This is a genomic window from Paenibacillus peoriae KCTC 3763, from assembly GCF_000236805.1.
In the GTDB taxonomy this organism is placed as follows: domain Bacteria; phylum Bacillota; class Bacilli; order Paenibacillales; family Paenibacillaceae; genus Paenibacillus; species Paenibacillus peoriae.
In genome coordinates this window covers 263336-286730 of the sequence record NZ_AGFX01000011.1, presented here as the reverse complement: position 1 = coordinate 286730, position 23395 = coordinate 263336, and the positions used below count along the sequence as shown (strand labels likewise).

The window sequence follows — 23395 nt, the reverse complement described above, 5'->3', positions numbered from 1 at the left end:
CAATGTATCGCTTCTATTCGAGGAAATCCTTCAGTCGCTTACTGCGGCTTGGATGGCGCAGCTTGCGCAGCGCTTTGGCCTCAATCTGACGAATGCGTTCACGTGTAACACCGAATACTTTACCCACTTCTTCAAGAGTTCTGGTTCTTCCGTCGTCCAAACCAAAGCGGAGTCGCAACACGTTCTCCTCCCGTTCAGTCAACGTATCCAGTACATCCTCAAGCTGTTCCTTCAGAAGTTCATAGGCAGCCGCATCCGCAGGCGCCAACGCTTCCTGATCCTCAATGAAATCCCCCAAATGAGAGTCATCCTCTTCACCGATTGGCGTTTCCAATGAAACAGGTTCCTGGGCAATTTTCATAATCTCCCGTACTTTTTCTACGCTTAGCTCCATCTCGGCAGCCACTTCCTCCGGCGTAGGTTCGCGCCCCAGCTCTTGCAGCAGTTGACGCGATACACGAATCAACTTGTTGATTGTTTCCACCATATGCACCGGGATACGAATCGTTCTGGCCTGATCGGCTATAGCGCGCGTAATGGCCTGACGAATCCACCAGGTTGCATACGTACTGAATTTAAATCCTTTTTCGTAATCGAATTTCTCTACAGCCTTAATCAGACCCATATTACCTTCTTGAATCAGATCCAGGAAAAGCATTCCGCGACCAACATAACGTTTTGCAATACTTACAACCAGCCGCAAGTTTGCTTCTGCCAGCCGACGCTTAGCTTCTTCATCACCGTTATTGATCCGTTTGGCGAGTTCTACCTCATCATCAGCTGAAAGTAGCGGTACACGACCGATTTCCTTCAAGTACATCCGGACCGGATCATTGATTTTAATACCGGGAGGCAGGCTCAGATCGTCATCGAAGTTAAAATCATCCCCGTCATTGTTTTCCGGGTCATCATTTTGACGCAATCTGGTAACTTCTTCGTCGTTGTCATTTAGAACCTCAATCCCCAAGTCACCCAGTTGCTCATAGAACTCATCCATTTGCTCGGGGTCCTGATCAAACGGCGACAGTTTTTCCATGATATCTTTGTAGTTCAGAGAGGAACTTTTTTTACCCAACTCAATCAATTGATCTTTGACCTGATCCAGTGTCAGTTCCGTCTCCAGTTCAGTATGCTGATCATTCGCCATCTTTCGACTCCCTCCTCCCTAGAAACATCCGACCTCTGTGTGTTCATTGTCTCTCTAGGGCTATAATCTCACTTGCAATTTGTGCTGCACGCAAAAAGTCACCTACGCGCTCAGCGGCTCTCATCTCTTCCCTCTTCAAATCCAGTTGCTCCTGCAATGGAAATTTTCGCACCTGATGAATATAATCGTCCAAAATGTGCGGTGCCCATACGCCCGGAGCATCCATCATCATGATCGAACTTACGTTTTTCTCCAGTCGGTCATCTTGCAAAGATGAAATAAAGCGGCTTGTATCCGGTAACTTTCCTTGTGCGTAATAGGCGTATAGATAAGCAGCAATCGCTGCATGATCCTCAATATTAAAGGCGTCCCCCAAATGCTTTTCAACATACTCTGCAGCTTCTAAATCCTGCATCATCCAGTGAAGCAATCTGCGTTCCGCCACATGGTAAGCCGGCAGTAAATTAGGTGTGGAGACCTGCCCTTTTTTATGCCTACCATTATTCCACCCATTTTCGTTATTATCCCCAAAGTCCTGTTTTTTTTGCAGGGACTGGCGGAGTATATTGCATTCTTGCTTTAAGGTTTCAAAATCCACCTTAACTTCGGCTGATACTTCGCGCAAATACACTTCCCGCTCGGTCGGGGATGACAGAGGTGCAATGACATTTAATGCTTCGCGGGAATACGCGATTCTTCCTTCTTCCTCTTGCAGTATATGGTTTTTTTTCAGATATATAAGCTTAAATTTCACCGTTGAAACAGCACTTTCGATAATTTGACGCTGAAAGCGCTCGCCGCCGTATTGCCGAATAAAATCATCCGGGTCCATACCGTCACTGACCAATGCTACCTTAACGTGAAGTCCCGCATTTTCCAGCAGCGGAAAATTTTTAAGCGCAGCAGCTTGTCCTGCCCGGTCACCATCATAACAAATAATAACCTCGTCGCACAGTCCTTTTAACATCGTAGCATGATGCTCTGTCAGGGCTGTTCCCATGGCGGCCACCCCATTCTGTACACCCGCTTCCCATGCCGAAATGACATCCCCGTAGCCTTCAAAAAGAACGCTCTGGCGAAGCTTGCGAATTGAGGTTTTAGCATGATGAAGATTGTACAGCGTTCGGCTCTTGTTGAACAGCTTCGTTTCCGGTGAATTCAAATATTTTGGCTGTCCCTCGCCAAGAATACGGCCTGCAAAGGCAATAACTTTTCCATTTCGATTCCAGATGGGGAACATAATACGATCCCTGAATCGGTCCACATACCCGTCACCCTCATGTCGGGGAGAAATAAGTCCCCCTTTTTCCATCTCTACAGGATCAAAGGAACGTTTCTCCAAAAACTGAACGATCGTATCCCATCGGTTCGGTGCATAGCCAATTTGGAATTGATCAATAATCTTGTCACTAAACCCCCGTGAACGCAAATATTCCATAGCTGGTTTGCCGTGCTCCGTATTTTTAAGCAAAAAGTGGTACATCTTAGAAGTTAGCTCATACGCTTGCAGCAGCCTGTCCAACTCAGGATGCTGGTGCGATGACTCACGTCCCTGCCATTCGCCGAGAGGGATATGACTTTCTTCCGCCATTGTCCTGACAGCTTCGGGAAAGGATAGTCCTTCGATTTCCATCATAAATTTGATGGCATTGCCTCCCGCGCCGCAGCCGTAGCAGTAAAAAATCTGACGATCCGGTGTCACGGTGAATGAAGGGGTTTTTTCGGAATGAAAAGGACAGAGGCCCTTCATATATTTCCCCTGCTTGGTCAAATGCACGTACTTGCTTACCGTATCTACAATATCATGATGCTGTAAAACCGCCTCAATGATATCATCCGGTATATTACCTTGTCCGGCACTCATGTTAACCACCTTCATCTCTTTAGCACGTAAATATAATTCGATACCGTTATTCATTCTCCTGCAAGTAGAGTAAAAGTTTTGTCAGTTTATGTTGAAAAACTTCACGATCCTCTAATGTGAACGGTTTAGGACCTTTTCCATAGCGTCCCTTTTTCCGTTCTTTGGCAGAAGTATGACGGCGATCAAGCATAAAATCTATCGAATCGTTTCGATACATAGCTCCGCGAAAAGATATCACTTCACAGCCTTTAGCCAAGGCAAGGGCAGCAAGACCGTAATCGTTGGTAGTTACAATATCTCCTCGTCGGATATGATTGGCAATATAGAGATCGGCACTTTGGTCGCTCCGGTCCACTTTAACGACAGTCACGCCCTCACTGCCCTGGATGAGATGATCATACGAGGATACCATAATAACCTGAACATGAAAACGGGAAGCCGTTTCTGCAATTTCGCTTTTAACGGGACAAGCATCCCCGTCAACAACGATCCGGACACCCAATACATTTTCGGATATCTTCATCAGCATCCCCCATCTCCATGCGGATTCGAGTAAAATACGGAACGGGTGCAAGATCCCTCTTACACCGTTCCGTATATTTATACCCATTTTTTCAAGTTGTTCATACCATGACGACTGACGTTTAACCTACAAGTTTAGAAAAATCAGCAAAACGCTTCAGTTCTGAGTCAATAGCAGCCAGCAAAGCCAAACGATTATTACGAACAGCATCATCCTCAGCCATAACCATAACGGAATCAAAGAACGCCGTCACCGCAGGAGTAATGGATGAAGCAAGCGCCAACGCTTGTGTCGCATCGCCTTCCCGTAAAGCAGCATTATAAGATTCGTAAACGCCATGCCATGCTTCATAAAGCGCTTTTTCACCCTGTTCCGTAAACTCACCGGTATTCACTGACTTATGAACCGCTTTGGCAGCCAAATTACTCACCCGGTTAAAGGACTCAACAGTTGACTTGAAACGATCACCTGTTTGTACCGCAGCCATCAACGCATCTCCGCGATTGACAACAGAAGCAACATCATCAAATCCGGCTGCAAGCACAGCGTCTACGACGTCATAGCGAAGAGTCTCGGACAATAATTTTTTCACGCGCAATCCGAAAAAGTCATGTAATTCTTTACGTATTTCATCGGCGGAGCGTTTCATATTTCCAAGATTTCGGTGCACGTCAATCGCGATATTGAACACGTCAGACAACGTAGCGGAAAGCTTACGATCCAGCAAGATCTGCACGATCCCTGCGGCCTGACGACGAAGTGCATAAGGGTCCTGCGAGCCTGTCGGAATAATACCGATGGAAAAGCAGCCTGTGATCGTATCTATTTTATCAGCGATACTCACAATAGCTCCAGCGTTCGTAGAAGGAACCGTCTCCCCGGCGAAACGAGGCTGATAATGCTCAAACACTGCTCTCGCCACTTCTTCCTTTTCTCCAGCCTTACGGGCGTAATCCTCACCCATAACACCCTGCAGTTCTGGAAACTCGTATACCATTTGTGTTACCAGGTCGAATTTACAAATATCTGCTGCCCGGCTAACCGATTCCTGTGTATCCGGGGAAACACGAAGCTTCTCTGCCAGAGCATCAGCAATGCGCCGAATCCGCCGTACCTTGTCTCCAACCGTTCCCAGTTCTTCGTGGAAAACAATACTTTCCAGCTTGGAGAGTGCATCCTTAATTTCCAGCCTCTGATCTTCTTCATAAAAGAATTTGGCATCAGACAGCCGCGCACGCAATACTTTTTCATTCCCTTTAGCAATGACTTCCAGCGATTGACTGCCACCGTTACGTACTGTAACAAAGTAAGGCAGCAGCTCTCCGGCGCGGTCCAACACAGGGAAGTAACGCTGATGCTCACGCATGGAAGTAACCAGTACATCCTTCGGAATATTCAAGAAGGATGGCTCAAAACCTCCAAACAGCACCGTTGGTGTTTCAACCAAATACAATACTTCCTCCAACAGATCATCCTTTATTGCAATCGTCCAGTCTTTTTCGGCTGCCAGCGCTTCAATCTGCTTCACGATAAGTGCTTGACGTTCCTCAATGTCTACAATGACATGCTGCTTGCGGAGCACTTCAACATAGTCAGCCGGGCGCTCTACAACAGCGTCCTGTCCAAGGAAACGATGGCCTCTCGTCACATTTCCTGACTGTACTCCGGCAATTTCCAGGTTGATAATATCGCTGCCAAACAAGGCAATCAACCATCGGATCGGACGAACAAACTTGAAGTCATAGCTCGCCCAACGCATGAATTTAGGGAATGTCATCGCATGCAAAATGTGCAACAGCCCTTCAGACAGCACTTCCGCCGTCGGTACACCGACGCTGCTCTTGGTCGCATAAATATATTCCACGCCACCAAGCTCCTTGAACGTAAACTGTTCAGGATCAACCCCCTGACTACGAGCAAAACCAAGAGCGGCCTTACTCCAGTTGCCAGCCTCATCAAGCGCGATTTTGCGGGAAGGACCTTTAACTTCTTCGTTGATGTCCTCTTGTTTCTCTGCTACTTCCTTGACCAGCACCGCCAAACGGCGGGGTGTGGCATAAACCTCTACGGTGCCATAAGCAATACGCGAGCTGTCAAGCCACGCTGCCATACGCTCCTTCAACTGCTGAATCGCATTCGGGATAAACCGTGCAGGCACTTCTTCCAAACCGATTTCAAACAATAGATCCTTAGACATGTGCCGCACCTCCTTTCTTCAACAGCGGGAAGCCCAGCTTCTCGCGTTCCTCCAGATAGGTCGCGGCCACCTGACGCGCCAAATTCCGCACCCGAATAATAAATCCGGTTCGTTCCGTCACACTGATTGCCCCGCGTGCATCCAGCAGGTTGAACGCATGAGAGCATTTCAGCACATAATCATAGGCTGGAAATACGAGATGCTGCGCCATCGCTTTATTGGCTTCTTCCTCATACATATTAAAAAGAGTGAAAAGCATTTTGACATCTGACACTTCAAACGTATATTTGGAATGCTCGAATTCAGGCTGATGGAAGACATCACCGTACGTGATTCCATTGACCCACTCCAAATCGAACACATTTTCCTTGTCCTGAATGTAAGAAGCAAGACGCTCCATACCATACGTAATTTCAACCGCAACCGGACTGGCATCAATGCCGCCTACTTGCTGGAAATACGTAAACTGGGTAATTTCCATACCGTCCAGCCACACTTCCCAGCCTAGTCCCCAAGCTCCCAGCGTTGGTGCTTCCCAGTTGTCTTCAACAAAACGAATATCGTGCTCCAGAGGGTTGATTCCCAAGCGAGTCAAACTTTCCAGATACAATTCCTGAATATTGTCCGGCGAAGGCTTCAAGACCACTTGAAACTGATGATGCTGGTACAGACGATTCGGATTCTCGCCATAACGTCCGTCTGATGGGCGGCGGGAAGGCTCAACATAAGCTACGTTCCACGGCTCAGGTCCGATCGACCGTAAATAGGTCATCGGATTCATCGTGCCTGCCCCTTTTTCCGTGTCATACGGCTGTACAATAATACAATTCTGCTCGGCCCAAAATTGTTGCAGCGTTAAAATCATCTGCTGAAAATTCATGCTACACACTCCTTTTCCAATTACCTCTAATGATGGTGATTTCTACTTATAAAAACTCGTATGTACAGGGCTGTCTACTTCCAACATGCCTTGCCAGAGACAGCAAAAGGCCCCCGCCTCTACGCCTGTACAGACGTAGGGACGAGAGCTCACTCCCGCGGTTCCACCCTACTTGATTACGATCCTACATCACCAGTCAGACCGTAATCCTCTTTTCCGTGTCCATTCAGACGCTCCCGAGTGCCTTGTTCACGAGCAATTCTCGCTGGGCTTACACCGTCCCCAACTCGCTAATCCCAGAGAATAATCCCGCTACTTTCTCGTTCAATGCATCTGCTCCCAAAGGAGATATAGTAGGATATTACACGTTTTCAGCAACACAGTCAAGAGATCAGGGCATTTCACATATCGTACTTGTCGAGCTGATCCAAAAAGTTGCGTGATTTCAGCTTAACCTCCAGCTGCATATCCATAAATTGACGCATGACATGTTTGATCTCCAGCTTGGTGGAGTCCTTCACGTCAATGTTGCCAAGACGATTTAAATCCATTCTGGCGAACAAGCGCAGTAATTTCAACGTACGCGGAGTGACGCTCAAGGCAGCTGGATCAAAATGCTTGTAGCTCCGACACAAAACTCCGCCCAGTCTGGGACTGACAAACATATCCTCATCGGCACACTGTTGTCCGCTTGAGATACATGCATCCAGCTGAGGAGCATAACCGGCCGCCTGCAGTATTTTAAATTCATAAATACTCATGACGATCAGCGGATCTTTGCCACCCTCCAACGCCTCCAGGCAAGCTTTAAGCTGCTTGAACCAGAATGTTCCAGTCTCTTCATCCTGCAGCACTCGATCGAGCAGCTCACAGGCATACGAGGCGTAAGCAGCCTTGGTAATATCCTCGCGCAATACATGGTGAGATTGGATAATTTCACCGGCATTCAACGTGCCTAAGCCTGTATTTCGAAAATAAACAAATTCGCCGTACGTAAACGGCTGCGTCAAAGCGGCATGACGGCTTTTGGATTTTTTTGCTCCTCTGACCAACACGCCAGCTTTACCTCCGCTTTCGGTGCAAAGCGTAATAATTTTGTTCCCCTCACCGTAATCCATGCTGCGGATGACGATTCCTTCCACCCTGTAAAGCATGCCTCTTCCCCCAAACATTCGCGAAGAAGCCAGTGGCTCGCGCTATTCACAGGCTTCTTCATGCTCGTCCGACTCCCCTTCATCCGTGTCTTGCTCCCTAATCACGGCGCTCTCCCTGTATAACAGATACGCACCGACATCTCCAGTCATCGCAAAATACTTCCACGAAAAATCTCGCAATCGTATTCATCCTTTCTTCGGAAATGACGTTTGCATCTCAAAAGATAGGATGATACGAAGAGAAGGGAAGTATGCGATGAAATAAATGGTTGGTTTGAAAAAGGGTACTGTATACGGGTTGAAACACCGCTTCGCAAATGATTTGATCTTACGATTGCTGTTACCCCCGAATTTATTTGAATGTACAAACAAAGGGTTAAATTCGGGGGTAAAGGCAACCGCTAACGCTTCTTCAGATTCAAATCCTTCGCTCCGCTGCAACGTGCACACAGTTGCATAACCCTTTTGAAAAACGCTCCTTATTTCATCGCTGGAAGAAAAGGGTAGGAAGAGCAAAGAGTTAAGCGCCGCACATGCGCGGCGCTTGGAATGATCACAAGACATCATTATACTTTATGTCTTGTGGTTGAGGTCGGGACGGCTTTTTTATGATGTTCACGACAACTATAGGTATTTATTTAATATCAATTTTAGCTCAATAAACCTTTACATAAAAGTGACCGTAGAGTCGAACTATGCTTTTTAGGCATCACGGTGGAAGCCGAGGTCACGAAGGACGCGCTCCTGGTTGCGCCAGTCTTTTTTGACCTTAACCCACAGCTCCAGGAAAATTTTCGAACCCAGCAAATTTTGAATGTCCTGACGTGCCTGTTTCCCTACCTCTTTGAGCATAGCTCCCTGTTTGCCGATAATAATCCCCTTCTGGGAATCACGTTCAACAAAAATGACAGCCATAATATGCACGACACCGTTGTCCTGCACTTTCATGTCTTCAATCATAACTGCAATAGAATGTGGCACTTCCTCACGTGTCATATGCAAAATCTTTTCTCTTACCAGTTCGGCAATGACGAACTGCTCCGGGTGGTCGGTAATTTGGTCATCCGGGTAATACTGCGGGCCTTCTGGCAAGTATTTTTGCAGCTGCTCCAACAGACGGTCTACATTGTTGCCCATTTTGGCCGAGATCGGCACGATTTCCGCGAAGTCATACAGCTTGCGATATTGCTCAATCAGGGGCAACAACGCCTCCGGTTCAATGCGGTCTATTTTATTCAAAACCAGAATAACTGGCGTTTTCACTTGTTTTAACTGCTCCACAATAAAACGGTCGCCCCCGCCCAAGCCTTCAGCGGCATCAATAAGAAAAAGTACCGCCTCTACTTCACCCAATGCATTAAAGGCGGTTTGGTTCATGTAATCGCCTAATTTAGACTGGCGCTTGTGAATCCCTGGTGTATCCAAAAATACAATTTGCGTGTCCTCTGTCGTGTATACCCCGTGAATTTTGTTACGCGTGGTTTGCGGCTTGTCTGACATAATAGCGATCTTTTGACCAATGACATGGTTCATTAGGGTTGATTTTCCTACATTGGGTCTGCCAACAATTGCGACAAAACCTGACTTAAAGTGTTTCTTAACCATTTCGTTTCCTCCAGCGCTATTAAGCACCTATTTTTTGTTTTATTATTTTCATTGTATGAGCTGACGAATTAACGTCAACAAAGGATTGTAAAACACAAATATGCCAATAATTACAGCAAAAACCGCTGCCAGGAGCACGGCTCCGGCGGCGGTGTCTTTAGCCGCTTTGGCCAGCGGGTGAATATCAGGCGAGATGAGATCCACCGCTGCTTCGACAGCGGTGTTGATCAGCTCGGCAACAATAACCAGGGCCATTGCTACACAGACAAACAACCAGTCGAGCCGGGAGATACGCAGGTATAGGCCTGCTATAATGACAAGAAGCGCCACGACCACATGTATCCGCATATTAACTTGCGTACGCAGAGCGTAGATCATCCCTTCTGCCGCATAGCGAAAGGTCATTCTCCAAGGCTGACGTCTCATTACCGTGTCAACCCCACTTGAGCCAGCACAGCTTCCTGCTTGCCCATCATTTCGGCTTCACTCGCCTCATCCTGATGATCATAGCCTAACAGATGCAGAAACCCGTGAACAAACAAAAAGCCGATTTCACGCTCAATTGAATGTCCATATTCTTCGCTTTGAGCTTGCGCTGTCTGTATAGAGATAATAATATCTCCCAGCACATCAGGTACATTCTCCAATGCATTTTCTTCAACAGGTTCGTAGATGATTTCAAGCTCTTCATCCAGTGTTTCCTTCATAGCAAACGACAACACATCGGTGGGGCGATCGATTCCCCGATAATCCCTATTCAGCTCATGAATTTGCTCATCATTTACGAAGGTGAGAGCTACCTCACCGTCCGTTACTCCTTCCATCTTGCTTGCCTCTTCTAATAAAGTGTTCAGCAGCGAGATCAAGGAATCGCTAATTACCATATCATTTTGTTCATTATTCCATGCTAATTGAAGGCCCATGCCAACCGCTCCTTTTAATTCTAAATGCTACAGCCGTGCTTCATGACAAATGATGTTAAGCTTTCTCGTTCTCGGGCTTGGGTCTTTCCTCGGGATACTCAATGCGGGAATGAAAAATCCCCATTACCGTTTCTTTAAGGGTTTGAGCTATGATATCAAGCTCCCGCATGGTCAGCTCACAGTCATTAAACTGGTGATCATCAAGTCGGCTTTTAATGATTTTTTCAATCATGGACTCTACCTGTTCCACCGTTGGCTTCCGTAAGGAACGAACTGCGGCTTCTACGCTATCCGCAATCCCTACCACAGCAGACTCTTTAGACTGAGCCTTCGGTCCCGGATAACGAAAATCATCTTCAGTAAAGTCAGGCTCAATCCCCTTCTCTTCCGCTTCACGCAACGCTTTGTGATAAAAATAGTGCAAGAACGTCGTTCCGTGGTGCTGCTCGGCAATATCACGAATCGGCTTGGGTAGTTTGTAATCCAATTGCATTTCCACACCGTCACGGGCATGGGCAATAATAATGGATTTGCTAAGCTTCGGCTCTATTGTATCATGTGGATTCTCCAATCCATTTTGATTTTCAATGAAGTACGACGGTCTCTTCGTTTTACCAATGTCATGATAATACGAACCGACCCGGCACAACAAGCCATTGGCTCCTATAGCTTCCGCTGCAGCCTCAGACAGATTCCCGACCATTACGCTATGGTGATATGTCCCCGGAGTCTCTGTAAGCAGTTTGCGCAGCAACGGATGGTTGGGGTTGGACAGTTCCACAAGCTTTAACGCCGACAAGATGCCAAAGGTGGACTCAAAAAATGGCATTAACCCGATCACAAGTATCGCCGTAATCAGACCGCCTGCAAAAGCAAAAGCTACTCCATAGAGGGTCGTTGTCTGAGTCCAGTTGCCTTGGTCAATCAATGCCAGAGTAAAGACAGTCAAGGCACCGAACAAGCATACCATAATCGCTCCTTTGAACAATGTAGATCGCTGGCTGGCCCGATGAGTTGAGAAAATGGCTGCCAGACAGACCACAAGGGCAAAAAATCCAAAATTAAAGTCAAAATTTTGTCCTTGACGGACATTCAATATAACACTTGCCAATATACTAAATATAACGGCACAAACGAAAGCCACCGACATATCAAGCAACAGAGTTACGAGCATAGCTCCAAGCGCGATAGGTGCCAGATAGCCGAGATAGGAATGTTCACTGTTCTGAAGTATAGAGACAAGCAGCATCGCCCCTACCGTAATCACAAAGATTAATACCAGCATAAGCAATTGCGCATTATTATACTTGAAGTTTCGTGTTCGTGATTGGAATTGGCGAATATACATGAACAGTCCCAGAGCCAGCATTGTCGACAGCATCAACAGGCCGAATTGTGGCCAATAGTTGATTTTATCCTTAAGCAGCTCGTTTTCATCAAGCAAAGTGTAGATTTCCTGGGTAATAATTTCACCCTTCTTGACGAGTACCTCACCTTGTTTAATATAGACCGTTGGCGTATCTTCACGAGCCTGTACCTTGGCATCCTTCGTAGCTGTATCATCATAAAATTTGTTGGCTGTAATCACAAGCCTTGCAAGCTCCTGAACAACCTCTCGCGAGGTACGCTTGGTGAGTGAGCTTGTACTAACCCGTTCAGCCACCTTGGCACGGGCTGTCTGGGCATCCGTAATTTGATCATTCATCAAACCCGTCACAATCTCACGGGCTACGGGGCGCATCTCGGCAATATCCTCAGATGTAAGTCGCGGAATTTTAATGAACGTTTCCTCTGGAATGCGGTACGTTTGCTCCTTCGTTTTTTGTAGCACTTCATCCAGCAGCTTATCTGGGTATGCATCTGCATTCCGGCTGTTGTTCACAAAATTTTGCACAAAATCCCGTGCACGCTGAGGAATTTCATCCTTATAAATCGCAATCTTGTCCGCTCTGGACACCTGATCATCCTGATTGAGCCGTTCAATTCGATCCAGAATACCAGTAATCAGGTTATCGTTGCGAATCGGTACGATCGTATACATCGGCTGCACGCGTTCAGCCGATTCCTCCTGTGCCTTCAAAGTCGCCTTGCTGTTTGGAAGCTGCATCGGAGCGACAATTTCCTTTTCACTCGGCTGGTTTATCCGGATATCATAACGCTCGGGAAGCAGCTTGGACGCCAAAGCCGCATAAAAAAGAATCACCAAAAATAAAAACAGAAGATAGCGTGTCGCCACGCTATACTTCCATCCATTCGTTCTATGTTGGAACGTTTTTCCGTTAGATAATTCCTTCGAGGTCATCTAAAACAATCCCTCTCCATCATCTTTTTCAAGGCAGCTGCGCTGCTCATTTTATGCTGCGGGTTGAACCAGACCGCATTCGTAACATGCATGCTACCTTTGATTTTCAGCAACTCGGTCATAGGCAACGATTATTTTCTGCACGAGGGAATGACGGACAACGTCCTCTTCCGCAAACTGGACAAAGCCGATTTCCTCAATTCCATGTAAAATCGCATGGGCTTCAATCAAGCCGGATTTTTTGCCACGAGGCAAATCAATCTGGGTAACATCGCCAGTGATGACCATTTTCGAGCCGAAGCCAAGCCGTGTCAAAAACATTTTCATCTGCTCCGGTGTGGTGTTTTGTGCTTCATCCAAAATAATAAATGAGTCATCCAGCGTCCGTCCCCGCATATAGGCCAAAGGGGCAATCTCGATCAATCCGCGCTCCAGTGCCTTTGCAGTCTGCTCTGGACCCATTACATCGTATAGCGCATCATACAACGGTCGTAGATAGGGATCAACCTTTTCTTGTAAATCCCCGGGCAAAAAGCCCAAATTTTCACCGGCTTCCACCGCAGGGCGGGTCAGCACAATACGCTTGACTGAACCTTCCTTCAGAGCAGCTACAGCCAGCACCACGGCCAAATACGTTTTTCCCGTACCCGCAGGTCCGATTCCAAATACAATATCGCGTTTCTTAATCGTCGTTACATAGTGCTTTTGTCCAATCGTTTTGACCCGAATCGGCTTGCCCCGGAACGTGGTCGTAATTTCTCCCTTGAACAAATCGAGCAGTTGGTCAGCACGCAAATCTTTTGCCAGCTCAATCGCATAATGGATGTCCCTTTCGGTCAGGATATACCCATTACGAATTAACTGGAGGAGCACATCGAACAATTGTTCGAGCACTTCCACCTCGTGAGCGTTGCCAAAAACATTAACTTCCGCCTCACGAGATGCTATTTTTGCGGGAACAGCGGCTTCAATCAATTTTAAAAAGGAATCCTGCGGGCCGAATAACGCCTGTCCTTCTCCCGCATTGTTCAATGCAATTTGTATGCTGCGTTGTTGTTCTGCCAAATAGCCTCATTCTCCTTGGTTATGAACTAACGGAAGTTCTTCCGCAATATCCTGTTCCACTTCAAAAAGCACTTTCATATAAACTTTACCATTGTCTCTCTTCTCATGCAAAATTTTTTGGCTCATTATTTTCGTTCCTTTACCATATTTGGCTAAAATGTCGGCACGCGCTCCTTCGATCCCTGTTTTTTTTGCTTCCGCTTCCGTAAGCTTTTCCTCCTGTATCTTGGTCTCTCGTACACTTTCGGTCATCCATCCAACCGGAAGCTTGAAGGAGCGCCACGTGAGCGGGTCATGCTCAACTGTTGTTTTATGAGCAGGAAAAGGTATTTTTCCATATCCCCATAACTGCACTGCACGGTTGCCCAGCACCAGATACAAGCGCTCGTGACTGTTTCCCGTATATGTACTGCTACGCCGCACCATGGGGCTGCTAATTTCGTATTCATGCCATACCAGTCCTTTGATCTCCCCCTTGGCCACGACTTGCTGCTGATTTTCTTCATCTCCAAGCGTTCCTGAAATGAGAATAGCTCCTTTTTTGACACGTGTATTTTTATGCACAACAGGGCGGCCCTGCTCGGCGAAAATTTCAGTGATTACCGCGTCGGCGTTGCTGATGAGATGACGTGGGCTGTAGAGCGGTTCAGGAGCAGGCTGTGAAGCTTCGACCACCTGAATCGTCACCAATGTTCCCTGCTTCTCTACACCGATCCAGGATGCCTGCGGAAGCTTTTGCATGAGCGCACGCGAAAGCTTGTCCTGGCTGGAAAGACGAAAGCTCCATTGAAACGGATAGAGCCCCTCCTGGCGGGCAGCTTTGAGAACGGATTCCGTCGAGAGCTTGTCATTTCCCTTCACTTCAATATCCCAAATGAGCGATGACATCAGGAGGAGACCGATCCAGAATAAAGTCAGTCCTGCCAGAAAAAATTTGCGTTTGGCAAGTCGGACAGCGACGAATGGAAGTCCTTGTCGCTTCAGAATATGCATTTTACAGCCTGTCCTTCTCAAAAGCGGACGCAGCAGGAAGACGTGCGGCAACAGAAGGTTCATCTCTGCAAGTTTCGTACCCATCGGCCGCACGTTCCAAACAGGTATATCATGCTCGGTGAGTAAATTGATGAAATCTTCCACGCTTTCGCCCCTAACAGCAAGCGTCACCGTGCCACGCAGTTTTGTTAAAGCAGGATGTTTCATGAGCCTTCCTCCGTTCCTTCCATTTGAATATCCGTAATCTGTCCTTCTACACTTACCTGGTCCGGCAAGATGGACGTAATGACCAGGTTATGCCCTGACACCCGCAGCTTGCCTTGCGCAAGCGCCAGTACAAGCCGATCCGGTGTGAAATCCATAACCCCCCGGTGATTCTCCACATAAAGCTGGCGACTGCCAATGAGGGTTAACCGCGGCAGGTCAAATAGAATGTCCTGCGGAAGCTCCAGCGTTTCGCTGGCCCACTTTCGCAGTTTGCGGCTCATCCGGCTCATACGGCGAAATCTCCTTTCCTGTCATCAAAGCAGCTGTTATCCAACAGCTAGTTGTCGTTTTGACGGCAGCTACGCTGCTAGTTTTTTGTCTCTTCTGTTATTACTGTTAGTGATCTATAATTGTCTTGATGATAGCTACGCTTCTATTTACACGAACTGCCGATCGCGCTTAAATAAGAGCGTTGCACCAGCACCACAGATATCTGTACTGTACATTTTATGATCCACTCATCACATTTATGAGGCGAAACTGACAATTCGTAGCAACCCCTATATTGCTTCACAAGCAGACAAACATTTACAAAAATCCACATCAAAAAAGACAACCCCGTTTTGTATTTCAAAACAAGGTTGTCTTTTGCTATTTTATCGTATAGACGGTCATTTTTCGGAGTCACGATTCAAAAGTGAGTTTTTTCTGGAGTATAAAAAGTAAACCGCCAAACCAATGATAAGCCAAATTATAAAACGAATAAAGGTCTGGCCATTCAAATTAAGAATGAGTACTGCACACGAAATAATGGCCAGGATCGGAATATACGGAACCCCGGGACATCGAAAGGCTCTTGGCAGATTGGGTTGTGTTTTTCTCATAACGATGACGGCGACCGAAATCAGTATAAATGCTGACAGGGTTCCGATATTCACCAAACTTGCCAACTCATCCAGCGGGATTAGCCCGCCCATTAATGCAGATAAAGTACCAAAAAACAACGTGTTAATATACGGTGTTTTATATTTAGGATGAACCTTTGATAATACTTTGGGCACCAAGCCGTCACGTGACATGGCAAACATGATGCGGGTTTGACCATAAAGCATAACCAGCATGACCGTTGTCATCCCCAAGATGGCCCCTATATCTACAATACCCGCAACCCAGTTCTGACCTGCAACCTGCAAGACAAGTGACACCGGGTGGGAAATGCCTTCAAAATCCATAAACGGCACAATACCTGTCATAATCCCGCTAACAATGACATATAAAAGCGTACAAATGACGAGCGAGAAAATGATCCCCCGTGGTAAATCACGAGCTGGGTTTTTAGTTTCTTCTGCAGCAGATGATACGGCATCAAAACCAATAAAGGCAAAAAACACAAGTGCCGCGGCCCCAAACACTCCACTGAAGCCAAATGGCAAAAACGGTGTCCAATGATCCGGCTTCACATATTTAAAGGCAACGATGATAAATAATAAAATCACAAAAATTTTCACAATAACCATAGTATTGTTAATTCGTTTTGATTCCCGGATTCCAAAATAAAGCAATAACGTAATACCCATCAAAATCACAAAAGCCGGAAGATTAAAGTAGGTGGACTGGTCCTTTAAAGCGCCTGGTGCAGCAGTTAATTCAAGCGGAATATGAATGCCGAGTCCATTCAGAAATGACACAAAATACCCTGACCAGCCTGCGGAAACCGCACTGGCGGCCAGCATGTATTCCAAAATCAAATCCCATCCGATAATAAAGGCCAGTAGCTCCCCCATCGTGGCATAAGTAAAAGTGTAGACAGAACCGGACACTGGAACGGTGGATGCAAACTCGGCATAAGCCAAGGCAGCGAATAAACAGGCAAGTCCTGCAATCACAAAAGAGATAACCAGACCCGGGCCAGCCGTGACCGCTCCTGTGCCTGTCAAAACAAAAATCCCTGTTCCGATAATGGCTCCAATCCCGAGCATGGTTAAATCAAACGCGCCCAGTTCCCTTTTAAGCGCTTTTTCTCCCCGCGTAGCAGCAACCAGCTGTTCAATGCTTTTTTTTCTGAACAGGCCTTTACTCATCCATCCCATCCCCCTAAAAATTTAAATTTTATACGTCTTACAAACCGTGTTTCCTCACCTCGATAGAACGCATATTTTAGCTAAATTTGGGGTAATTTTTCATAAATATTTATCATTGAGAACATTATATATAAAAAAGAAAAAATGAAAACTGCTTTTGGAAAGCTCTATTTATATTGTTACATTTGATCATTTTTCACGTAATTATTTTCACAAATAAACCACTAAACTAGACAGAATGCCACCTTTTTTGATGACAACAAATGTTAGAATGCTGTGCGTTACATGGGATTATCACATTCATTGTCAGGTAATTGGAGCATTTGTCGTTAGCAGCTTTTTATTCTGGACATGATTATGTATTCCTGATGTACTAGTAAAAAAAGATCCGCCACAGCCAAAGCCGTGACGGATCTCACTATCATTTAACGTCTACCTCTGCTCATATACTTTTTGGCACGCGGAGGACCTAATATTTCAGCCCAAATCACACCTCTGCGCAGGTCAGCCGCATTGACCGTACTGCGTTCTTGCGATACTGGCTCTAACCCATCTATGATCTCCCCTGACTCTCTCAGATTGGATATGCGATCGAGGCGGGCTAAAACCATTCTGCGCTCTTCCTCCATGGCACGAATCCGCTCTTCCAGAGTCGAACCATTATCCGAGGATTCCCGCTCCATTTGTCCTGCCAATTCCGTCTGATCGTTCATTACTTCTTCCATCCGACGAGCTTCCATAACTGTCCGTTGTTCATTAGGAAATTGGCGTTGCAATTCTCCGGCAACATCCTGTCTGCTAGTCGGACTTTGCTCCTGTCCATGTTCCACGGTGATAGGTCTGGATGGCACCTGGGGCCTGCGCGAGCTCTGATCACCGCCAAAGGTCGGCATCCCATTTCCCGAAGGAGATTTCCGACCCGTGCCTTGAATGCTTTTTCCCAGAAAGGATACCAATGCAAAGCCAATCACGATCAGGATGTACAAATGCTCAAAGATCCAGCTGATAAAGTTCATTACTCACCGCCTTGCTGCCGTCATTCATCGGCTATATCCCGTTGCTTAATCCCGGTTTCTGTTGTCGTTCCCCGTATTCTCATTCGGTTTGCCCAAAGAGCCGCGCATTTGCGTATCTGCCTCAATATTTTTCAAATTCATATAGTCCATGACGCCAAGCTTTCCGCCACGCAGCGCTTCAGCCATAGCCAGCGGCACTTCGGACTCGGATTCCACCACACGCGCTCTCATTTCTACCACACGCGCCTTCATTTCCTGCTCCTGTGCCACAGCCATCGCACGCCGCTCTTCTGCTTTCGCCTGGGCAATACGTTTGTCTGCTTCCGCCTGCTCGGTTTGCAGGAAAGCTCCGATATTTTTGCCTACATCCACATCCGCAATATCGATGGACAGGATTTCGAACGCTGTCCCTGCATCCAGACCTTTGGACAATACAGTTCTTGAAATCGAATCCGGGTTCTCCAGCACGTCCTTATGCGAATTACTGGAGCCGACGGTTGTAACGATACCCTCACCGACCCGTGCAATAATCGTTTCTTCTCCGGCACCCCCGACAAGTCGATCAATGTTGGCACGTACCGTAACACGGGCCTTAACTTTTACTTCGATACCATCCTTGGCGACTGCCGCAACAGTAGGTGTCTCAATAACACGCGGATTAACGCTCATTTGGACTGCTTGCAGAACATCCCGCCCCGCAAGGTCAATCGCAGCAGCACGTTCAAATTCAAGCGGAATATTAGCCCGCTGCGCAGCAATCAATGCATTGATCACGCGGTCTACATTACCACCCGCGAGAAAATGGCTTTCCAACTGGTTGATATTCAATCCCAGACCGGCCTTGGTCGCCTTAATCAGCGGATTGACAATTCGGCTTGGCGTTACACGCCGCAAGCGCATGGCCACCAGCGTAATGATACCAATCCGCACTCCTGAGGCCAATGCCGAAATCCACAGCATCACCGGGAAAAAACTGAAAAATACACTCAATACAATAATCACTAGCACGGCAAGCAGCAAAATGCTGACGATCCCCGATTCGAACACTCGCATCATCCTCCAATAATCTAATTCTTCGTTTATCCGCGTGTTTAGACGCTAATGTCCGTCTTGACCACAATTCGTCCGCCTTCTACTTTGGATACGACGATCGGCGTATCTGTGGCAATAAACTCGCCACTCGTTACAACATCGACACGCTCATCAGCAATAAGCACCGTTCCGGCTGGTCGAAGTGGTGTCAGACTCACACCTCGCTGACCTAATAATATTTCCCGATTTACAACCGAAGAAAAACCTTGGTCAGCCGTTAAGCTTTCTTTAAGTATAAAACGGTTCCATATCCCCCGGTCCTTGAATACAATCGCAATAATCGCCACCACGGCAACGGCAGCTGCAAAGGCAATGCCCAAAGATATAAATGCATGCTGCATGTCGTAAGCCGCCCGAACAACGCCAGCAACCAGGCTAACGGAACCCAATATGCCCAAAATACCAAAGCTTGGAATGAACATTTCAAGTATAAGCAAAGCCAGGCCAATGATAAACAACAGCCATGTCTCTGAACCTGCAAAACCAGCGATATAATTGCCGAAAAAATACAAACCAAATCCGAGTATGCCCAAAATTCCCGGTACACCAAAGCCGGGTACAAGCAGTTCAATCACTACACCCGCGATACCAATAAATAAGAGCAATGTCTGTACGATCGGGTTGGTTAATATTTCGGCAGCTTTCTCAGCCGATGTTTGCTTCACATAAAATACATCATCTGTGCTGTAGCCCATCCACTGGATCACCTCTTGTTCTGAGGAGGCAATGTGATCCGCATAACCCAGCTTAAGCGCTTCCTCGCTGGTTAAAGAAATGATCTGGCCTTTTTCCTTATTAAAGTTCAGTTCCGGGATAGCTACCGTAATTTGGGAGTCTACCATCCCCCTCGCAATATCCGGATGACGTCCGCCAGATTCTGCGGCAGATGCCATGCTGCTTTTCCACCAAGCTATTATTTTCGGATCGGTAACAGCCTGCCCCTTACCGTCTACCAACGCTGCAGCTCCAATAATACTTCCCGGCTTCATAACGATCTTGTTTGCGCTGAGCGCAATATAGCTCCCCGCCGAGGCCGCTTCGCCCCTGATGTAGGCTACGGTCGGAATTGGGCTGTCTTTAATCAGTTTGCCCAGCTTCTCCGCTGTATCTACCCGTCCGCCAGGCGTGTTAATATCCAGCAAAATCAGGCCTGCTTTGGACTCTGCTGCTTCCGCAAATCCACGTTCCATAAAACGGCCCAGGCCTTGTTCAATTTCCTGATCTACGGGTATAACAAACACGGCTCCGCCTTTGGCTGCGGCCTCCACTGATCCGGAATGAAATAATGGCAGCAGGATAACTGAGACCACAATCCATAATGTTAAAAAGATCATCTTTCGACTGGAGTGGTGCTGTTCTCTGTGCATTTCTCTCCCCCCTTTCGATCTTGCTTTATTACAGCATACCAAACTTTGTTAGGTAAACTACACAATTTTCAGGATTTAATGTGAAATTATTGGGGTTGTTGCTATTCCTGACGGCTGTCACATACTTTACGCATTCAACAGTCATCACGTTTCACGCAACGAAAGATAGCGCTTTCATAAAAGAGATTTTTCACATTATACGATTCTACGGTAAACATGGTTAGATGCAGAAATAACACCCTCTGTGAACAGAGGGTGTTGTGTTTTCCTGTTTGTCGCAGGTTTATTGCAGAAATTGTTGAACCGCCTGGTTCACGAGCTTACCGTCAGCGCGACCTTTTACCTTAGGCATCAAGGCCGACATTACTTTCCCCATCTCGGCTTTCGAAGAAGCACCGGTTTCCTGGATGGTCTGCTGTACAATAACTTTAATTTCTTCTTCTGAAAGTTGTTCAGGAAGGTACTGAGCGATGATCTCTATTTCTGCTTTCGTGCTTGCCGCAAGTTCATCGCGACTGGCTTTTTCAAATTCATGGAGGGCATCTTTTCGCTGTTTGATCTCACGACTCAGAATATCAAGCACTTCGTTGTCGTCCAAATCCCGTTTCAAATCTATTTCAAGATTTTTAATCGTAGAACGAACCATTCGAATGGTGGAGAGTTTGAACTTGTCCTTACTCTTCATTGCTTGCTTCATATCTTCGTTTAATCGTTCGCTCAAATTCATGGTTGCTCAGCTCCTCCTAGAACTTTCTCTTACGAGCAGCCTCGGACTTTTTCTTGCGCTTTACGCTTGGCTTTTCATAATGCTTGCGTTTCTTCACCTCAGCCAATACGCCATCCTTAGCAATGGAACGTTTAAAGCGACGAAGTGCAGCATCAATTGTCTCGTTTTTGCGAACTTTAGTTTCAGACACCAGTTTTCCCTCCCTCCGACCAGACCGTCCAAGAGCAATAACACGGTTCATCAAATTTTATTATAGGTGAAACGGAAACCGGGTGTCAACCTATAAGAAAAAATGAATACTTATAAGGAATCTTTTTCTCCATTCACTTCAGTATTGCAAAAAGACGAATCCTGTCATTTTTAAGCATGTGAGTCCGAAATACTTGTCAGGGCCCCTAATTTAGCGCCGCCCAGCAGGTGATAATGCAGATGCCCAACCGCTTGCCCACTATCCGGGCCGCAGTTGTTAATCAGCCGATAGCCGGACTCAGCGATTCCCAGCTTTTTTGCCACCTCAATCGCAACACGATGAATCTCGGCGATGAGAGGAAGATCCTCCTCCGTCACAGCATTCATTGAAGGAATGTATTTCTTCGGGATTATGAGCACGTGTACTGGCGCCGCAGGCTGGATGTCATGAAATGCGAGCACATTCTCAGTTTCCAGTACCTTTTTGCTAGGGATGGTTCCATCCACAATTTTCAAAAACAGATCGTCCATTCAAAACTCTCCTTTGGCAATGAGCCGATCATAAGCAATGAAGAACAATTACTCTCGGCATTCAATGTTATGTATGTCCTACAACCGAGTAGAAGCATATACAATCATACTTATATTTCTATTTGTATCATAACGGAAAATGGGGCTTAATACCAGTTCCCCTTCGCCACTTCCTCTATTATAGTTTTCACGCCCACATCAATCTGATCCGGCTGTGCACGTGAAATGCTGATGCGTAAAAACTTTTCTTGTTCCCTGTAGCTCGTCAAATAAAAGCCTTTGCCAGATACAACCCGAATCTTCCTCTCGGAAAGGCGCTGTACCAAACGCTCCATGTTCACGGTTCGAGGCAGCTTAAACTGCACATAAACTCCTGATGCCACAGTTGAGGCTTCAATGAGTCCGGCCTGATTATATCGTTCCACCGCCTGGTTGAGAATATGGATGCGCTCTGAATACAGTTTGCAGATCGTATGCTTATGACGTTCATACATTCCGTTTTTAATATAAATATCAAGCGCAGCCTGAGATAACATGGAAGTATCGACATATCGTTTATATGCCTGGAACGTCTTTAATAGAACTTCTGGCAAAACGGCAACCCCTAGACGCAAGCCCGGAAAAATGATTTTTGAGAAACTTTTCAAATAAACAACATGATCCGTCTGGTCAACCGCATATATGGGATCAAAACTATGATCGACCCCCAAATCAGCCATATAATCATCCTCTACGACGTACACATCGTATTTGGCGGCCAAGGCAGCTATAGCCTTGCGCTTTTCCGCATTGTATGAGCTTCCCAAAGGGTTATGATATCTTGACATGGTATAAAAAAACTTGATACTTTCGTTCTTAAATCGATTTTCCAATTCCTGCAGATCTATACCTGCTGCTGTGCGGACAATCGTGCTGACAGGTATGTTCTCTTCCTCCAAAAAACGCAAATAAATATCGTAGCTTGGCTGCTCAACCAAAACCTTTTCTTTGCCGTTTGGAAACGGCATCTTGGCGAGTATTTCCAGCGCCTGCTGAACACCTGAAGTCACGATAATCCGATCCATTTTTGCAAACACCTGATTATCAGCCAAATGGGAAATCAATGTATGACGCAGTGTCTCCAGCCCTTGCGAATCCCCGTAAGTGAACAAATGATATTTGTAGGTATCTATAGCCTGGTTCAGACAATGTTGAAAATCCAAATATGGAAATACGTTTAAGTCCGGGGATGCGGAAGTAAAATCGACATCATCGTCAATATGGCTATGGCGCACATCACCGTAATTCTCCACTACATAGTATCCACTTTGCGGTATGGAATAGATGGCGTGCTTCTTCTCGAGTTCGGCATAGGCCCGCAAAATCGTACTTTTACTGCACCCGTATAACTCCGAAGCGTCACGGACAGACGGCAGCTTGTGACCGGATTTGTATTGACCCTCACGAATTTTAAGCTCTATATCCGATAAAATGGAAACATATTTTTTCACAAATATCCTCCTATTCGTAATTTTTTTGTTGTATATATCGAG

The 23395-nt window shown here is 46.5% G+C and carries 22 protein-coding genes; all 22 read right to left on the bottom strand.

Features of this window, described 5'->3' with window-relative positions:
* Positions 1-13: 13 nt before the first annotated feature.
* The 22 genes from rpoD to KQI_RS0103590 all read right to left on the bottom strand — a co-directional run bounded on the left by rpoD (position 14) and on the right by KQI_RS0103590 (position 23353).
* On the bottom strand, positions 14-1147 hold the full coding sequence (rpoD, locus tag KQI_RS0103695) for an RNA polymerase sigma factor RpoD (RefSeq protein ID WP_010345374.1): 1134 nt from the start codon (positions 1145-1147) through the stop codon (positions 14-16).
* 43 nt (positions 1148-1190) lie between these two features.
* A complete protein-coding gene (dnaG, locus tag KQI_RS0103690) occupies positions 1191-3065 on the bottom strand; it encodes a DNA primase (protein ID WP_010345373.1) in 1875 nt (624 codons plus the stop codon).
* The gene (locus tag KQI_RS0103685) at positions 3058-3540 is read right to left on the bottom strand and encodes a YaiI/YqxD family protein (protein ID WP_010345372.1); all 483 of its coding nucleotides are present in this window, start codon (positions 3538-3540) and stop codon (positions 3058-3060) included. Before KQI_RS0103685 ends, dnaG begins: the two co-directional genes overlap by 8 nt.
* Positions 3541-3655: 115 nt before the next feature.
* Positions 3656-5731, bottom strand: a complete 2076-nt coding sequence (gene glyS / locus KQI_RS0103680) for a glycine--tRNA ligase subunit beta (RefSeq protein ID WP_010345371.1) — start codon at positions 5729-5731, stop codon at positions 3656-3658.
* Positions 5724-6611, bottom strand: a complete 888-nt coding sequence (gene glyQ / locus KQI_RS0103675) for a glycine--tRNA ligase subunit alpha (RefSeq protein ID WP_007431234.1) — start codon at positions 6609-6611, stop codon at positions 5724-5726. The genes glyS and glyQ overlap by 8 nt, the downstream gene beginning before the upstream one ends.
* Before the next feature lie 401 nt (positions 6612-7012).
* A complete protein-coding gene (recO, locus tag KQI_RS0103670; protein ID WP_010345369.1) occupies positions 7013-7765 on the bottom strand; it encodes a DNA repair protein RecO in 753 nt (250 codons plus the stop codon).
* 42 nt (positions 7766-7807) lie between these two features.
* The gene (locus KQI_RS27665) at positions 7808-7945 is read right to left on the bottom strand and encodes a YqzL family protein (RefSeq protein ID WP_007431236.1); all 138 of its coding nucleotides are present in this window, start codon (positions 7943-7945) and stop codon (positions 7808-7810) included.
* A 522-nt stretch (positions 7946-8467) separates the two neighbouring features.
* Positions 8468-9370, bottom strand: a complete 903-nt coding sequence (gene era, locus KQI_RS0103660) for a GTPase Era (RefSeq protein WP_010345365.1) — start codon at positions 9368-9370, stop codon at positions 8468-8470.
* A gap of 48 nt (positions 9371-9418) precedes the next feature.
* A complete protein-coding gene (locus KQI_RS0103655) occupies positions 9419-9796 on the bottom strand; it encodes a diacylglycerol kinase family protein (RefSeq protein WP_010345364.1) in 378 nt (125 codons plus the stop codon).
* The gene (gene ybeY / locus KQI_RS0103650; protein ID WP_010345362.1) at positions 9796-10293 is read right to left on the bottom strand and encodes an rRNA maturation RNase YbeY; all 498 of its coding nucleotides are present in this window, start codon (positions 10291-10293) and stop codon (positions 9796-9798) included. Before ybeY ends, KQI_RS0103655 begins: the two co-directional genes overlap by 1 nt.
* Before the next feature lie 55 nt (positions 10294-10348).
* Entirely contained in the window at positions 10349-12595 is a 2247-nt protein-coding gene (locus KQI_RS0103645; RefSeq protein ID WP_010345361.1) for an HD family phosphohydrolase, read from the bottom strand.
* 93 nt (positions 12596-12688) lie between these two features.
* On the bottom strand, positions 12689-13660 hold the full coding sequence (locus KQI_RS0103640) for a PhoH family protein (protein WP_010345360.1): 972 nt from the start codon (positions 13658-13660) through the stop codon (positions 12689-12691).
* Between the two features lie 6 nt (positions 13661-13666).
* Positions 13667-14860, bottom strand: a complete 1194-nt coding sequence (gene yqfD / locus KQI_RS0103635) for a sporulation protein YqfD (RefSeq protein ID WP_010345358.1) — start codon at positions 14858-14860, stop codon at positions 13667-13669.
* The gene (gene yqfC / locus KQI_RS0103630) at positions 14857-15150 is read right to left on the bottom strand and encodes a sporulation protein YqfC (protein ID WP_010345357.1); all 294 of its coding nucleotides are present in this window, start codon (positions 15148-15150) and stop codon (positions 14857-14859) included. Before yqfC ends, yqfD begins: the two co-directional genes overlap by 4 nt.
* A 381-nt stretch (positions 15151-15531) precedes the next feature.
* Positions 15532-16941, bottom strand: a complete 1410-nt coding sequence (locus tag KQI_RS0103625; RefSeq protein ID WP_010345356.1) for a branched-chain amino acid transporter BcaP — start codon at positions 16939-16941, stop codon at positions 15532-15534.
* Between the two features lie 425 nt (positions 16942-17366).
* Positions 17367-17957 (bottom strand): hypothetical protein, encoded by a 591-nt coding sequence (locus tag KQI_RS0103620; protein WP_010345355.1) that lies wholly within the window; start codon positions 17955-17957, stop codon positions 17367-17369.
* Positions 17958-18002: 45 nt separating this feature from the next.
* Positions 18003-19004, bottom strand: coding sequence for a flotillin-like protein FloA (gene floA / locus KQI_RS0103615; protein WP_010345354.1), 1002 nt, complete (start codon positions 19002-19004; stop codon positions 18003-18005).
* 44 nt (positions 19005-19048) lie between these two features.
* Positions 19049-20416, bottom strand: a complete 1368-nt coding sequence (locus KQI_RS0103610) for an NfeD family protein (RefSeq protein ID WP_010345353.1) — start codon at positions 20414-20416, stop codon at positions 19049-19051.
* A 283-nt stretch (positions 20417-20699) separates the two neighbouring features.
* Positions 20700-21143 (bottom strand): GatB/YqeY domain-containing protein, encoded by a 444-nt coding sequence (locus tag KQI_RS0103605; RefSeq protein WP_007431248.1) that lies wholly within the window; start codon positions 21141-21143, stop codon positions 20700-20702.
* 16 nt (positions 21144-21159) lie between these two features.
* Positions 21160-21333: a 30S ribosomal protein S21 gene (rpsU, locus tag KQI_RS0103600; RefSeq protein ID WP_005547957.1), complete on the bottom strand. Its 174-nt coding sequence runs from the start codon at positions 21331-21333 to the stop codon at positions 21160-21162.
* A 170-nt stretch (positions 21334-21503) separates the two neighbouring features.
* Positions 21504-21863, bottom strand: coding sequence for a histidine triad nucleotide-binding protein (locus tag KQI_RS0103595; protein WP_007431249.1), 360 nt, complete (start codon positions 21861-21863; stop codon positions 21504-21506).
* A gap of 146 nt (positions 21864-22009) precedes the next feature.
* Positions 22010-23353, bottom strand: a complete 1344-nt coding sequence (locus KQI_RS0103590; protein ID WP_010345352.1) for an aminotransferase-like domain-containing protein — start codon at positions 23351-23353, stop codon at positions 22010-22012.
* Positions 23354-23395: the final 42 nt, after the last annotated feature.

Bases quoted from the DNA above. Each gene is read 5' to 3' on its own strand.
- rpoD (WP_010345374.1), bottom strand. From the start codon at position 1,147: ATGGCGAATGATCAGCATACTGAACTGGAGACGGAACTGACACTGGAT.
- dnaG (WP_010345373.1), bottom strand. From the start codon at position 3,065: ATGAATAACGGTATCGAATTATATTTACGTGCTAAAGAGATGAAGGTG.
- KQI_RS0103685 (WP_010345372.1), bottom strand. From the start codon at position 3,540: ATGCTGATGAAGATATCCGAAAATGTATTGGGTGTCCGGATCGTTGTT.
- glyS (WP_010345371.1), bottom strand. From the start codon at position 5,731: ATGTCTAAGGATCTATTGTTTGAAATCGGTTTGGAAGAAGTGCCTGCA.
- glyQ (WP_007431234.1), bottom strand. From the start codon at position 6,611: ATGAATTTTCAGCAGATGATTTTAACGCTGCAACAATTTTGGGCCGAG.
- recO (WP_010345369.1), bottom strand. From the start codon at position 7,765: ATGCTTTACAGGGTGGAAGGAATCGTCATCCGCAGCATGGATTACGGT.
- era (WP_010345365.1), bottom strand. From the start codon at position 9,370: ATGGTTAAGAAACACTTTAAGTCAGGTTTTGTCGCAATTGTTGGCAGA.
- KQI_RS0103655 (WP_010345364.1), bottom strand. From the start codon at position 9,796: ATGAGACGTCAGCCTTGGAGAATGACCTTTCGCTATGCGGCAGAAGGG.
- ybeY (WP_010345362.1), bottom strand. From the start codon at position 10,293: ATGGGCCTTCAATTAGCATGGAATAATGAACAAAATGATATGGTAATT.
- KQI_RS0103645 (WP_010345361.1), bottom strand. From the start codon at position 12,595: ATGACCTCGAAGGAATTATCTAACGGAAAAACGTTCCAACATAGAACG.
- yqfD (WP_010345358.1), bottom strand. From the start codon at position 14,860: ATGAAACATCCTGCTTTAACAAAACTGCGTGGCACGGTGACGCTTGCT.
- yqfC (WP_010345357.1), bottom strand. From the start codon at position 15,150: ATGAGCCGGATGAGCCGCAAACTGCGAAAGTGGGCCAGCGAAACGCTG.
- KQI_RS0103625 (WP_010345356.1), bottom strand. From the start codon at position 16,941: ATGAGTAAAGGCCTGTTCAGAAAAAAAAGCATTGAACAGCTGGTTGCT.
- KQI_RS0103620 (WP_010345355.1), bottom strand. From the start codon at position 17,957: ATGAACTTTATCAGCTGGATCTTTGAGCATTTGTACATCCTGATCGTG.
- KQI_RS0103610 (WP_010345353.1), bottom strand. From the start codon at position 20,416: ATGCACAGAGAACAGCACCACTCCAGTCGAAAGATGATCTTTTTAACA.
- KQI_RS0103605 (WP_007431248.1), bottom strand. From the start codon at position 21,143: ATGAATTTGAGCGAACGATTAAACGAAGATATGAAGCAAGCAATGAAG.
- KQI_RS0103595 (WP_007431249.1), bottom strand. From the start codon at position 21,863: ATGGACGATCTGTTTTTGAAAATTGTGGATGGAACCATCCCTAGCAAA.